Origin of the sequence: Niallia oryzisoli, from assembly GCF_043641075.1 — a bacterium.
Taxonomy (GTDB): domain Bacteria; phylum Bacillota; class Bacilli; order Bacillales; family Cytobacillaceae; genus Bacillus_BD; species Bacillus_BD oryzisoli_A.
Genome location: NZ_JBHZRC010000027.1, coordinates 1 through 13,378, shown reverse-complemented (window position 1 = coordinate 13,378; position 13,378 = coordinate 1). Strand labels below are relative to the sequence as shown.

General features: G+C 39.6%; 17 protein-coding genes. 4 read left to right on the top strand and 13 right to left on the bottom strand.

Translation table 11 applies throughout. The features are described 5' to 3' along the window. Positions 1 to 88 precede the first annotated feature (88 nt). A complete protein-coding gene (locus tag ACHUFV_RS27245) occupies positions 89 to 1,435 on the bottom strand; it encodes a glucose-6-phosphate isomerase (RefSeq protein WP_394239587.1) in 1,347 nt (448 codons plus the stop codon). 270 nt (positions 1,436 to 1,705) lie between these two features. On the opposite strand from ACHUFV_RS27245, the gene ACHUFV_RS27240 reads away from it, so the two are divergent. Beyond that, a complete protein-coding gene (locus ACHUFV_RS27240; RefSeq protein WP_394239586.1) occupies positions 1,706 to 1,936 on the top strand; it encodes a DUF378 domain-containing protein in 231 nt (76 codons plus the stop codon). 38 nt (positions 1,937 to 1,974) lie between these two features. On the opposite strand, the gene ACHUFV_RS27235 is transcribed toward ACHUFV_RS27240, so the two are convergent. From ACHUFV_RS27235 to ACHUFV_RS27210, 6 genes are all read right to left on the bottom strand, one after another. Next, positions 1,975 to 3,177, bottom strand: a complete 1,203-nt coding sequence (locus ACHUFV_RS27235; RefSeq protein WP_394239585.1) for an ornithine--oxo-acid transaminase — start codon at positions 3,175 to 3,177, stop codon at positions 1,975 to 1,977. Between the two features lie 97 nt (positions 3,178 to 3,274). Continuing rightward, positions 3,275 to 3,676 carry a S1 domain-containing post-transcriptional regulator GSP13 gene (gene yugI / locus ACHUFV_RS27230; protein ID WP_394239584.1) on the bottom strand — a complete coding sequence of 134 codons (402 nt, stop codon included), beginning with the start codon at positions 3,674 to 3,676 and terminating at the stop codon, positions 3,275 to 3,277. A gap of 511 nt (positions 3,677 to 4,187) precedes the next feature. Beyond that, positions 4,188 to 5,369, bottom strand: coding sequence for an aminotransferase (locus tag ACHUFV_RS27225; RefSeq protein WP_394239583.1), 1,182 nt, complete (start codon positions 5,367 to 5,369; stop codon positions 4,188 to 4,190). Next, positions 5,369 to 5,869: an Lrp/AsnC family transcriptional regulator gene (locus ACHUFV_RS27220; RefSeq protein ID WP_394239582.1), complete on the bottom strand. Its 501-nt coding sequence runs from the start codon at positions 5,867 to 5,869 to the stop codon at positions 5,369 to 5,371. The genes ACHUFV_RS27225 and ACHUFV_RS27220 overlap by 1 nt, the downstream gene beginning before the upstream one ends. A gap of 211 nt (positions 5,870 to 6,080) precedes the next feature. Continuing rightward, positions 6,081 to 6,593, bottom strand: a complete 513-nt coding sequence (locus ACHUFV_RS27215) for a superoxide dismutase family protein (RefSeq protein WP_394239581.1) — start codon at positions 6,591 to 6,593, stop codon at positions 6,081 to 6,083. Between the two features lie 86 nt (positions 6,594 to 6,679). After that, positions 6,680 to 6,913, bottom strand: a complete 234-nt coding sequence (locus ACHUFV_RS27210; protein WP_394239580.1) for a hypothetical protein — start codon at positions 6,911 to 6,913, stop codon at positions 6,680 to 6,682. A 152-nt stretch (positions 6,914 to 7,065) separates the two neighbouring features. On the opposite strand from ACHUFV_RS27210, the gene kapB reads away from it, so the two are divergent. Next, complete coding sequence (kapB, locus tag ACHUFV_RS27205; RefSeq protein ID WP_394239579.1) at positions 7,066 to 7,446, top strand: kinase-associated lipoprotein KapB; 381 nt, start codon at positions 7,066 to 7,068, stop codon at positions 7,444 to 7,446. A 55-nt stretch (positions 7,447 to 7,501) separates the two neighbouring features. Here the strand turns inward: kapB and kapD are convergent, their stop codons facing one another. The 3 genes from kapD to ACHUFV_RS27190 all read right to left on the bottom strand — a co-directional run bounded on the left by kapD (position 7,502) and on the right by ACHUFV_RS27190 (position 9,049). Then, positions 7,502 to 8,122 carry a 3'-5' exonuclease KapD gene (gene kapD, locus ACHUFV_RS27200; protein WP_394239588.1) on the bottom strand — a complete coding sequence of 207 codons (621 nt, stop codon included), beginning with the start codon at positions 8,120 to 8,122 and terminating at the stop codon, positions 7,502 to 7,504. A 185-nt stretch (positions 8,123 to 8,307) separates the two neighbouring features. Beyond that, the gene (locus tag ACHUFV_RS27195) at positions 8,308 to 8,694 is read right to left on the bottom strand and encodes a hotdog fold thioesterase (protein WP_394239578.1); all 387 of its coding nucleotides are present in this window, start codon (positions 8,692 to 8,694) and stop codon (positions 8,308 to 8,310) included. 160 nt (positions 8,695 to 8,854) lie between these two features. Continuing rightward, positions 8,855 to 9,049: a hypothetical protein gene (locus tag ACHUFV_RS27190; RefSeq protein ID WP_394239577.1), complete on the bottom strand. Its 195-nt coding sequence runs from the start codon at positions 9,047 to 9,049 to the stop codon at positions 8,855 to 8,857. Positions 9,050 to 9,433: 384 nt separating this feature from the next. Here ACHUFV_RS27190 and ACHUFV_RS27185 point away from each other — a divergent pair, with 384 nt between their 5' ends. Next, on the top strand, positions 9,434 to 9,703 hold the full coding sequence (locus ACHUFV_RS27185; protein WP_394239576.1) for a DUF1450 domain-containing protein: 270 nt from the start codon (positions 9,434 to 9,436) through the stop codon (positions 9,701 to 9,703). A gap of 72 nt (positions 9,704 to 9,775) precedes the next feature. Here ACHUFV_RS27185 and ACHUFV_RS27180 read toward each other — a convergent pair whose 3' ends face one another. Continuing rightward, the gene (locus tag ACHUFV_RS27180) at positions 9,776 to 11,275 is read right to left on the bottom strand and encodes a leucyl aminopeptidase (protein WP_394239575.1); all 1,500 of its coding nucleotides are present in this window, start codon (positions 11,273 to 11,275) and stop codon (positions 9,776 to 9,778) included. A gap of 166 nt (positions 11,276 to 11,441) precedes the next feature. Between ACHUFV_RS27180 and ACHUFV_RS27175 the strand changes: the two genes are divergently transcribed. Continuing rightward, on the top strand, positions 11,442 to 11,921 hold the full coding sequence (locus ACHUFV_RS27175) for a divergent PAP2 family protein (protein ID WP_394239574.1): 480 nt from the start codon (positions 11,442 to 11,444) through the stop codon (positions 11,919 to 11,921). A 92-nt stretch (positions 11,922 to 12,013) separates the two neighbouring features. On the opposite strand, the gene ACHUFV_RS27170 is transcribed toward ACHUFV_RS27175, so the two are convergent. Together ACHUFV_RS27170 and ACHUFV_RS27165 are read right to left on the bottom strand one after the other, a co-directional pair. Then, positions 12,014 to 12,727 (bottom strand): 3D domain-containing protein, encoded by a 714-nt coding sequence (locus ACHUFV_RS27170; RefSeq protein ID WP_394239573.1) that lies wholly within the window; start codon positions 12,725 to 12,727, stop codon positions 12,014 to 12,016. 140 nt (positions 12,728 to 12,867) lie between these two features. Beyond that, positions 12,868 to 13,191: a YuiB family protein gene (locus ACHUFV_RS27165; RefSeq protein ID WP_394239572.1), complete on the bottom strand. Its 324-nt coding sequence runs from the start codon at positions 13,189 to 13,191 to the stop codon at positions 12,868 to 12,870. Positions 13,192 to 13,378 lie beyond the last annotated feature (187 nt).

Genomic DNA, 13,378 nt, shown 5'->3' with positions numbered 1-13,378 from the left:
TTGTAAAAAAACTACGTAAGTTGTGTTACCTATGCACAAAAATCTAAAAATCTTACTTGACATAGTACGCTGACACCTTATTTAGTAATTATAATCTTTTTTCTAGCTCGGCTTTTTTCTCTTCGTAGCCTGGTTTTCCTAAAAGGGCGAACATATTAACTTTATAAGCTTCTACACCCGGCTGGTCGAACGGATTCACACCTAATAAATAACCGCTCATGGCACATGCTTTTTCAAAGAAATAGACAAGATATCCAAATGTATATTCATCAAGTTCTGGGATAGAAACAATTAGATTTGGCACACCGCCATCTGTATGCGCTAGTAATGTTCCTTCAAACGCCTTGTTGTTAACGAAATCAACTGTTTTACCAGCAAGATAATTCAGACCGTCTAAGTCATTGTCAGCCGCCTCAACTGTAAGCTCATGTCTTGGTTTTTCAACCTTGATGACGGTTTCGAAGATATCGCGGCGTCCTTCCTGTACATACTGACCTAATGAATGAAGATCTGTCGAGAAGTTTGCAGATGACGGGTAAATCCCTTTCTGATCCTTCCCTTCACTTTCACCGAACAGCTGCTTCCACCATTCATTAAAAAACATCAAGCCTGGCTCATAGTTGATTAGCATTTCGATTGTTTTCCCTTTGTTATATAGGATATTTCTAATTGCAGCATATTGATAGGCCGCATTTTCCTTCAGTTCAGAGCTTCCATATTCTTCTCTTGCTGCTGCAGCACCCTTCATCATCGCTTCAATATCCGCACCGCTTACAGCTATTGGTAAAAGTCCTACTGCTGTTAATACAGAGTATCGTCCGCCAACATCATCGGGAATAACAAATGTTTCGAAGCCCTCTTCATCAGCTACTGTTTTCAATGCTCCCTTTGCTTTATCTGTTGTTGCATAAATACGCTTTGCTGCTTCTTCATTTCCATACTTTTCTTCCAAAAGCTTGCGGAAAATTCGTAATGCAATTGCAGGCTCTGTTGTTGTACCTGATTTTGAAATCACGTTCAATGAGAAGTCTTTTCCTTCTAAAAGATCCATTACATCCTTCATATAGGAAGAACTAATATTGTTTCCAATAAAAATAACCTGAGGAGTTTTGCGCTTTTCCTTAGGCAAAGCATTGTAAAAGCTATGGTGTAATGCCTCAATAGCCGCACGCGCACCTAAATAAGAGCCGCCGATTCCAATTACTAATAAAACATCAGAATCATTTTTAATTTTTTCTGCCGCTTTTTGAATTCGGGCAAACTCATCTTTATCATAGTCAATAGGCAGGTCAATCCAACCTGTATAGTCACTTCCCGCCCCTGTCTTTTCATGTAATGAATGATGGGCAACCTTAACGGCGTCCTGTAGGTATGTAATTTCATGCTCACCAAAGAAAGTAAGAGCTTTTGAATAATCAAATTGAATATGTGTCATATTGGCCTCCCATTATTTTAATCATTTACACTTTACCGAAAGCTGACCATTTAATCAAGGAACTCCCCTATATGTAAGCGTGCCCAATTTTGACATTTTTTTTCACAGCTTTATTAACTGTATAAAATCAAGCTTTTCGATGCGCTAAAACCAATCCAGGTTTAGGAATTTTTGCTTTTATCTCATATTTTTTTGAACCACATGAATAATTCCATCAAACATAAACAACCTATATAGTGTAGCTCACATTAAAAACGGAGGCTGATTGTTTTGAGCGGTATACAACGTATTGCATTATTACTTACAATCATTGGAGCAATAAATTGGGGATTAATCGGATTCTTTGGTTTTAATCTAGTTGATTCCCTATTTGGAGATGGGTCAACGATTTCAAGAATTGTCTATAGTCTTGTTGGAATTGCCGGTCTAATTAATTTAGGCCTATTGTTTAAGCCTAGTGCTGAGGTTGAAAGATCACCAGAAGCACGGCCAACTAGGTAATACAAACGTTTCTCAAGAACAAAGGTAGTGCAGCAGCACTACCTTTGTTGCTTTATAACTCGATCTATTTTTTCCAATGCCCCATCAATCTGTTCCTTCGTAATCACAAGCGGTGGCGCAAAGCGAATAACCTTTTCATGAGTTTCTTTACATAATAGGCCCTCTTCCTTTAACGCTTCACAATATGGCCGTGCAGCTACTGTCAGCTCCAGCCCGATGAAAAGCCCCCGTCCCCGAATTTCTTTAATTTTTGGATCATGGATTTTTCTGAGCTCACTAAGAAAATAGTTCCCTAGCTGGAGTGAACGTTCGCTGAGTCTTTCTTCTAAAAGCACTTGGATCGCTGCCATCGAAACAGCACATGCGAGCGGATTCCCTCCAAAGGTTGAACCATGCGAACCTAGATTAAACACACCTAAAATATCCTTATTCGCTGCGACACAGGAGATGGGAAATACGCCGCCGCCCAATGCCTTCCCAAGTATATACAGGTCTGGCACAACATTCTCCCATTCGCAGGCAAACATTTTACCCGTCCTGCCTAAACCAGTTTGAATCTCATCTGCCAAAAATAATACATCGTTTTGCTTACACAGCTTATAGGCCTGCTGTAAGAATCCATCAGGAGGTAACACAATGCCAGCCTCTCCTTGAATCGGTTCAATCAGGAAGGCTGCTGTATGAGGAGTGATGGCTTTTTCTAATGCATGAAGGTCACCGTAGGGGATCAGCTTGATGCCAGGCAGCATCGGCCCAAAACCAGCCTTATACTCTACTTCAGAGGATAGAGAGACTGCAGTCATGGTCCTGCCATGAAAGTTACCCATGCAGGCGATGACTTCCGCTTGATTATCCGGAACCTTTTTCACTTGATAAGCCCATCTTCTTGCTGCTTTAAAGGCTGTTTCAACCGCCTCAGCACCGGTATTCATCGGTAATACCATTTCTTTATTCGTCAGACTGCATACCATCTCATACCATGGGCCAAGCTGATCATTATGAAAGGCACGCGACGTTAAGGTTACTCGATCGGCTTGCTCCTTAAGTGCATCAATTATTTTCGGATGGCGATGTCCTTGGTTTACAGCTGAATAGGCACTTAACATATCCATATATTTATTCCCTTCTGGGTCCTCTACCCACACGCCCTCAGCTTTTGCAACCACAACCGGCAGGGGATGATAATTATGCGCACCATAATGCTCTGTTTGCTTAATGATTTCGCTCGATTTCTTATCCAATCTTTTCCCTCCGTTCCCTTATATCCAGAATTAGCATGATTATAAAAAAAGAAGTATAGGACATTATATGATGTCCTATACTTCTTGATTAGTACGATTACTTATTAATAAGGTTTTCAGCCTTTGATTGTTCAATCCACTCTTGAAGTTTATCTTTAAGTGTATTGAAGCCTTGCTCAGTTTCTGTTGTGATTGGTGCAGCAGCCTGACGCTTACGAGGCTTTTTCGCTTTTACTTCTGCCTCTTGTGCTGGTGCCTCTTCTGTTGCACGGATGGATAGTCCAATTTTTCCCGCTTCTTCATCAACTGACAATACTTTTACGGTTACTTCATCACCGACTTTAAGGTGGTCATTGATATCCTTCACAAAACCGTGCGTAATTTCTGAGATGTGAACAAGTCCTTGATTTTTTTCATCTAATGCAACAAATGCTCCGTATGCTTGAATTCCGGTCACTTTACCCGTTAATACGCTTCCTACTTCAATCTTTTCTGACATGGAAACACTCCTATTTACAATATTTTAGTTCATATTTATACGCAATAAAAAATTATAGCATAACTTTTAGATATTATCAAAGTTAGTATTTGATTTAAACTATAGATTTTACTCATTTTATCAAAAAAATTAATACCAAAATGTATATTGAAAGAATAAAAAAGGAGGAACTGGAAAGACTTATGATGTAAGACTTTCTAGTATTTCCCCCTTTTTGAAGTGGACAACCTTTACGGCTGTCCTTTTTTTATTTTAGGCACTGTTAAACCGGATTATTGATTTCCGTTCAAGGCACTTCGCTTTCCGCAGGCGACCGCCGAGCCTCCTCGACACTTCGTGTCTGTGGGGTCTCGACTGTCTCGCTTCTCCTGCAGGACATTGAATTACTTCCTCGAATTCGCCCACGCACGAGAAAATTCGATAGAATTTTCGAGGAGTCTTCGTGCCTTCCACTACAATCAACATACTAAAAAATAAACATGGTTCTTTAACAATGTATTTTTCAAAAAATTTAATTAGTTTCCGGAAGATTGTCAATGAAATGCTTTATTCGTTTGACTGCTTCTTGAATTTGCTCTAAAGAAGTAGCGTAGGAGCATCGGATATGCCCGCTTCCGCTTTCCCCAAAGACATCCCCAGGAACAACCGCTACACTTTCCTTCAGCAATAGCTGCTCTGCAAATTCCTGTGAGCTTAATCCAGTTGATTCAATGGACGGAAATGCATAAAAGGCTCCGCCAGGCATATGACATGTCAAGCCAATCTCGTTGAAGGATTGCACAATGTAATTTCGACGGCGGCGGTAGCTTTTAACCATTTCATCCACGTCTGAACGTCCATTGCGCAAAGCCTCTAGTGCGGCATGCTGCGCCATTGTTGGTGCGCACATGATAGCATATTGATGAATTTTCAACATGGCACTGGACAGTTCTGCAGGCGCACACAAAAATCCAAGTCTCCAGCCCGTCATCGCAAAACCCTTTGAAAATCCAGAAATTAAAATGGTTCTTTCCCTCATTCCTGGTATGGATGGCAAGCTTGTATATTCTTCGTCATAGACAAGCTCTGCATAGATTTCATCTGCAATGACAAGCAAATCGTGCTTTTCAACAAGAGCAGCAAGCTCTTCTAATTCCTTCTTGTTCAGCATTGAACCTGTTGGATTATTAGGAGAACATAGCATGATTGCCTTTGTTTTATTGGTTATGACTTCTTCAATTTGGCTAGGCAAAATTTTAAAGTCATTCTCTTTTAGTGTTTGAACCTGTACCGCCACACCGCCGGCTAATTGTACCATCGGAGCATAGGAAACGAAGCAGGGTTCAATAACAATTACTTCATCACCCGGGTCTAAAATGGCTCTCATAGCAATATCTATAGCTTGGCTCGCACCGACGGTTACAATAATTTCTGAAGCAGGCGAATACTCAACATGAAACTGTTTGCGCATATAAAAAGAAATCTCTTCCCGCAAATCCGGCAGACCAGCATTAGCGGTGTAGGATGTATGTCCTTGTTCAAGCGATAGTATAGCCGCTTCCCTTACAGACCAGGAAGTAACAAAATCAGGTTCGCCTACGCCCAGCGAAATAACCCCTTCCATTCCGGCTGCAAGATCGAAGAATTTACGTATTCCTGATGGTTTAAGATCTCTAGCAATTTTGGATAGACGAGAATTTTTAGCTAATTCCATTATGGTGACACCACAATTCGTTTGTCTTTATTGTCAGGTTCGAAGATAATTCCATCATGTTTGTATTTCTTCAATATAAAATGAGTTGTTGTAGATAACACAGAATCAAGAGTAGACAATTTCTGCGATACAAAGCTTGCAACCTCGTTCATTGATTTCCCTTCAATGATGACGGATAAATCATATGCTCCTGACATTAAATAAACAGAAGTAACCTCTTTAAAGCGGTAGATTCTCTCAGCAATTTCATCAAAGCCGACACCTCTTTTTGGTGTCACCTTCACATCAATCATTGCCTTGACACCGGTATACTCCTCCACTTTTCCCCAATCAATCAGTGAGATATACTTTACAATCACTTTATGATCTTCAAGCTTTTTAATTGCCTGCGCTGTTTCCTCAACACTCAAGCAGACCATTTTAGCTATATCTTCTGTTGTTAAGCGAGCATCTTTTTCAAGAATTTCAACTATTTCCATTTCCTTTTGCGTTAACTTCATGGAAAGACCTCCATATATTTTAAATAGTTACATTATAGCAAAGTTCCAGCGAATTTTTACTGCAAAAAGAGATTATTTTTTCAAAATCAAAAAAATAATTTGGCGGAACGTTTTGGATTCGATTCCCTTTTAATTATTAACTTTAACTTATAGTTTGAGTCTATAATTAGGACAAAAAAAGAAGCAGCATTGAACTGCCTCTCTTAGTATTTTACTTTTTGTCTATCTCGCCGCAAGCAATACGCTCCCCTGAATTGCCTGCAGGCTGAGACATCCCGTCATCCTTTTCACTAGTAACGACAATAGAAAGACCCTCCATCGTTAACAAGGATGCCCTTCCTTCCTTAAATGTCACTTTTGGGGCCATCAGTTCAGCTTTTGCTGTACCATCATCCTGTGCGATGATATTGGGCAAATCTCCTGCGTGTGCACCCTTTGGATGCATTAAGCCATGCTCCTTGTTTTCCGGGTTAAAATGTTCACCCGCTGATTTGAAATCAGGACCTTTACATGAGCCTTTATCATGTATATGAATAGCATGTTCTCCTGGAGGCAGCCCTTTTAGGTCAACAGTTACCTTTACACCGCTCGATTGCTCCTCTAGCTTAACTGTTCCAAGTGAGTCACCGGATACATTATACATCTCCACATCCATCTTCGTAATTTCCTTCTCCATACAGCCTGCCAGAAGTATGAGTGGAAACACCAACCATATTTTCTTCATATCAATAAATCCTCCGTCAAGACATTTTGTGTCTAGTTTTGACGAAACAACTTTAAATTAAACGGTAAAAAAGAACAGCTAAAAGGTTAACTGTTCTTTTCCTGAGAATCTATTCGTAATCGTTCTTCTAATTCCTTTGCCTTCTTTTCTTGTCGTTTTGATATTTTGATAAAATATTTTACGGCAAAAAAAGCAAACAACGAAAAGATAGCAAGCTGAATGACAGCAGGGATGTACTCTGATTTGTCTTCAGGAAAATACAAAAATAGACCGAGAATATATGAAAAGGTCATAGGCAACAATCCTTTCTGATCAGACATGTTTCTTTAGCCTATTATAGCAGTTTTTTTAAAATCCTTCTAATTTTCCGAATAATTTCCACAATAAGCAGTTTGCTTATTATTTTGTTTTTCCTTTTCTGTACGTCATAATAAGAGCAGCATCTATAAAATGATAAGGAGGTTTTTCCAAGTTGGATTCATTAAAGGTTGGAGATACTGTTACCGCAATATATAAAACTGGTAAATACATAGGAGAAATTACCGCTATTCGGCCAGAACATTATTTAGTAAAGGTTCTTGCCGTGATTAAACATCCCATGCAGGGAGATTTGCATCATCCTAAGGATGCAGCTGTATCATTTTTCCATGAGAGACGCGCTCTAGCATTCAGAGAGCAGACAAATGTTCCAAAGAAGATGGTGAAGCCATTTGATGAAGAAGTACCCGATTATGTCGGTTCATTAAAAGCTGCTGTGGGTCTGTTGAAGGAAGAATTAACAAGGGATTCTTCAGAGTGGGCGCAGCAAAGCCTGAGGAATATCAATCAATTGGAAAAGGATTATTTTAAATAAAGGTCCGCGACTATGGGATGAAAAAAAGCCAAATCAACATGAGTGATTTGGCTTTTTATGCAAATTTATTAAACAGCTGTGAAAGGTCTATCCGATCTCCAATCGTCGTCTGCTCCGGGTTATGCAGATAGCGCTTATCTTTTTCTACTAGCTTAAAAATATGATAGGTTGTCAGAGCATCGTCCAGTGCACGGTGATGTTTACCAACCCCGTCTTTTCCGTATTCCTGAACGGCCTTCCATAGGCCTGTTTGATTTTGATCTCCAAAGAATCGTTTATATTCCATGGAGAGATCAATTTCCTTTGCCCTAAATGGAAAAGATAATGCCGACTGTTCACAATTATGCCTTAGTACTTTCATATCCATATTTCCCCAGGTCACAACCGTATTTCGATAGCCCTTAGACAAAGTTGAAAATTTATTGACAAGTTCCATAAAGGTGATTCCTTGATCAACCTGATCCTGTTGGATTTGTAGGAAAGACTTACAACGACTTGATAGGATTGGAAAACGAACCGGTGTAACGAAGGTGGAATACTTTTCTTGAATTTGATTATTAACGACCGCGACAACTCCGGCTTCTATGATTTCCGGATAAAAACCTCTCGTTCGTTTCCCTTTTTCCGGCATAGTAAATTCAAAATCAATAAACAGATATTGCTGATCTTCTGCCAACCCTCCACCACCTTTATTTCTCATAATAGAGTTACAAAATGTTAGATAAATGAATCTATTCTTTTATTATACCATAAATAAGCCTAGATTTTCATTTTTCTATTGACATAATCTGCTAAATTGTGGAAAGGGCCTTAACCAAAATAAAAGACTGACTTCTCAAGGATGTCAGTCAACAATGCTTGCTATTTTTTTATTTTAATTACAGCAAGGGTGCAGCGGGAGATACAGATTAATTGATCCTGTTCATCCTTTATTTTGACTTCCCAGATCATTGTTGTTCTGCCTCTATGAATGACCTCACCAACAGCTGTTACCATTCCGTCCCTTTTCGATTTTATATGATTAGCATTAATTTCAAGACCTACGACCGCCTCATTTTCTTTGTCCACTAATTCATAGCCGCCAATACTTGCTACTGTCTCTGCCAATGCAACACTTGCACCTCCATGTAGAAGGCCGAATGGCTGACGTGTTCGATCATCAACAGGCATGGTTGCGGTTATTCTGCCCTTTTCTATTGTTAGTAGTTCAATTCCAAGCGAATGAAGCAATGTTTTTTGAAGATCCATGGTTTCCCTCCCCTTTGTACCTAATATGAAAGCTCTATCACCTTTATATCATACTATGTATTCCAACAGAATTATAACGAAATGGCCTTATTCTAACATCTATTAAGAATGACAGATAATAAAAAGAGGCTGAAGGATGATATCAGCCTCTTACTGCTATTTAAAATGGTGTTCCATAATAAGGCGGATATGCTGGAAATGGCGGATAGGAATAAAATGGTTGTGGATAAAATGGATATGGTTGCGGACGCGGGTATGCTAATGCGCCGCCTAAAAAGCCACCTAACAATCCACCAACAAACGGAGCAGCTAACCATATCCTTTGATTTTGATGCGGGCCTCTGTATCCGTGCACTCGGTCTACCTCCTTTTTTGTCTAGCTTACTTATTTCATATGCAAGCAGTGACTGTTTGGAATAGGCAGGCGACTACCTTATCCCAAAAAGTTTATCCAACAGATACTGTCACAAAGAATCAAATTCGCTCCGTCGAATTTGCGCCCGGATTTTTATCGAGCTCGCTCGATAAATTTCCCTTGAAAAATCCGAGGCATCCGCCGAAGGCTTAACTTCATTCAGCAGGGGGAACCCAGTAAATCAGAGAGCCTTTTACTTTCATTTCCTACTTAAAGAAGTGGCGAACTTCTGCTGAATGAAGTTAATTTATCTTGACTTATTTCTATAGTAGACTGATATAGTTATAGTGATGATAAAGCACTTAATCCCGGGGGCCGTTACCAATGAAATCCATGCTGCAAAAAATATTTCAAAAGAAGAAAAAGGTAAACATCGAGTTTTGTCAACGGAATTTAGACCAATTTTTAGATGAAGAATCCACGCTATTATTTCAAGCATTTTTCAATGAGGACCAAGTAACGGTGAAAGAGTATACCTGCTTAAGTCAGTGTGAATTATGCAAGGAAAATCCATATGCAAAAGTAAATGGAGAAATCCTCACTGCACAGCATTCAAAAGAGCTTATCAGTAAACTAAAAGATTTGATCGAGTAAACAATGGTGTCAGGCACCGTAAAAAGACAAAATGCTCTCATTTGTCTTTTTGTGGTGCCTGACACCTTATTTTTACTTTTCAAATCGTTCAACAATTAACGCCAATGTGCGGGACATGACACCTGTTGCACCTGCCGGCCCGAGACAGCCTGCTTTATTAGTCGTTGCAGTTCCGGCAATATCCAGATGTACCCACGGTGTTTCCTCGGCAAATTCCCCAATGAAGGCGCCACCCATGATGGCATGCCCTTCACTTCCAGGTGAATTGTTTAAATCGGCCATTTTGCTGTTTCGAACTCGTTTTTTATGGCTCTCAAAAATTGGAAGACGCCAGATAGGTTCACCTGCTTCATTTGAAGCCTCCAGCACCTGTTCAAACCATGCTTCATTGTTCGTCATGGCACCAGTTGTATCTGTACCAAGCGCTGTTATGACACCTCCTGTTAATGTCGCCACATCCACAAGATAGCCCGCTCCGTGATGTTTGGCATATGTGACGGCATCCGCAAGCACCAGACGTCCTTCTGCATCTGTATTTAATACCTCGATCGTTTTTCCGCTCATGGAAGTAATTACATCATCAGGCTTCAAAGCATTTCCGCTAATCATATTATCAGTTGATGGAATGACAGCCACAACGTTTTGCTCAGGCTTTAGTTCACCGATGATTTCCATCGCGCCGAGAACAGCCGCTGCACCGCCCATATCCGTTTTCATACCGACAATTCCTGCTTTGGTCTTAATAGAGTATCCACCGGTATCAAAGGTAATTCCTTTTCCTACCAAGCCTATGACATCATTCCATTCGTCCTTCCCCTGGTATTTCAGGACAATCATTTTTGGAGGCTCAGTTGACCCTTGGTTAACAGCCAATAGTGCACCCATCCCAAGCTTTAACATATCTTCCTTTTCTAATATTTCAAGCTCAAAATCATATCGTTCGCTTAATTCTTGGGCATACTGGGCAAGATCTGTAGCAGTTAATAAGTTCCCGGGAATATTAACAAGCGTCCGAGCAGAGTTTGTTCCTTCTCCGTAAACATACCCAACCGTCAAGGCAGCTTTTACATCTTCCTGATCTGCACTTTCTGAATAAACCGTCATACTAGTAATAGCCTTTTCAGGTTCATTTGATTTTTGTTTATAGCCTTCAAACTGATAGGTGGACAAAGCAAATGCTTCACTCAATGCATGTGCAGAATCTAATGCATCCACGGCTTCAGAAATAAAGGAATCAAGATAGACAGCAGCTTCTTCACGTTTATCCCCTTGAATCGTTTTAAAAACAGAACCAAACGCTTCTCTTAACCGCTCAAAGGATAATTCCTTTTCTTTACCTAAACCGACAAAGTAAAGGCGTTTTGCTGCCAACCTGCCAAACGTATGTATTTTAGAAACCCTACTTTCCCTTGCACTAATATCGCCGCTCTTTACCAGCTCAGTCAATTCACCTGTAAAAGCTTCATCGACAACAGCTAGGCTTCCGCCAAACTTCAAGGGCTGATCAAATAAACCAATAATGAGACATTCATGCGCTTTTAAAAACGGCTTTTCTTTTTGAACAGTAAACATTATGAACCCCTCCTTATGTCAATACTTTCATTATATCCCATGACGGAATTTTTTTCTGATTTTACCATTTATTCCCTCACTATAAATGACTGCGCATATTTGTTAAAATGGAGAATACAATGAAGAACTGTTAAAATTACATAAACTTAAAGGAAGGTCAATATCCATGAGTTTGTTAGAAAATTTTCCACTTTGGGCGTCATTAGCAGCGATTTTTTTCGCCCAATTTATTAAAGTTCCTATCCAGTTTATCGCAACGAAAAAATTTGATTGGTCACTTCTGACAAGTACCGGAGGGATGCCCAGCTCCCATTCTGCTGCAGTCACTGCACTTTCAACTGGAGTAGCACTCGAATCCGGATTAGATTCGCCGCTGTTTGCTGTTTCAGCAGTATTCGCGATCGTTACCATGTTCGATGCCTCCGGGGTCCGCAGACAGGCGGGTAAACATGCGACTGTCCTTAATCAACTTGTTGCAGAATTTAATAAATTCGTTCAAGATGCAAAAACATGGCAGGAAAAGCCCGAACAGGAAAAAAGGAAAGAATTAAAGGAATTGCTGGGACATGAACCCATCGAAGTATTTTTTGGCGGACTAACAGGGATTCTCCTCACCTTAGCATTGCACTATTTACTTTTTATATAATGTGAAACTACTGGAAAATAATAAGGTGTCAGGCACCGCAAAAGGACAAATTACACGAATTTGTCCTTTTGCGGTGCCTGACACCTTTGATATTAATTTTGTTCTGATTTTATATATTGCTGGCGGAATACCTGCATGGTTTTGTCTTCATTTAGCAGCTGTAAATCCGTTTCTGTCAGTTTCCCATCGCCCATTTTAATTACATACACATCGATCTCTTTCTTTCCCCAATTATTATATACATCATCGACTGTTTCATAATATAGATCAACACGATTCCCTTTTATAGCACCGCCTTTATCGGCAACAACACCATAGCCATATCCAGGAATAAACAAAATAGTTCCAATTGGAAAAATGTCTAAATCAGCAGCTACTGTTGAAAACAAGTCTCTTTTTACCATGACACCTGAGAACGTTATCCCATATTCCGGATGATTTGAATCTTTTCCTGTAGATTCATATCCCGCCGTATAACCGGTTGCAACCACTTTCTTTATGGGATATTTTGACCAATCAAAAGCATCCTCCAGTGCCGGAGTTTTTGTAACTGCTGCATCAGTCGGGGCAGCTTCTTCCTTTGCAGCAGTATTTAATGCCTTTGGAATTGGTTGAAACCCTGCTCCAAGTGACGTAAGGGTATGAGATAAATAAAAACGTTCAGAATTCACGCTTATTTTTTCGCCTATACTAGAAACAAGCGATTTTACTTCCACTCCCGTGATGGAATGGAATGTTGTCGATAGAGCAGTAAAAAATAAAACCATCATCATTAATCTGGTGGTTACCACCTTTATACTTTTCATGTTAATTTCATTCCTCCCAAAACTATTCTTTTCCCATGAGGAATGAAATTATTCATAGATAGTAAAAAGTAAAAGCGGAAAAGGCTAGGCACTGAGGCAGAAAAAAACAAAAAACCCTCGCATCTGCGAGGGTTTTTCCGTTAGAACATTTGATATCCTTTTTTACGGAGAGCTTTAATGCTGAGTCCGGCAACAAGTGCGCCGCCCCAGCCACAAGCCAAAATCAATATATCAGCTATAGCTAAATTGGCGATATGTGAAAATAAATCGGAAAAAGATTCTTTGCTGCTTGTAAAATATTCAATAAATCGGACCTTGTCCACAATGAATATAGCAATAATTGGATAAATAATAGCCATAATCCAAGACATCCTTAATAGCATATTGAGGATAAAGCCGATGCCAAAAAATAACACAAAAAATAAAAGCATTGATATAATAAGAACAACAATATTCATCTGCATGTCTAGTTTCCCTCCCTGTACCATCCATTTTAAGTTTACTGAATCTATAAAGAAGCGTCAATTTTATAACTATTACTTTTTTCCCTCTTAATGAAAATATTTCAAAATAAAAAAAGAGGCTGGGACATAACTAGCTTCAAATAACGAGAAAGGTGAAATTGATTACGCTCAATTTCACCTTTCTCTA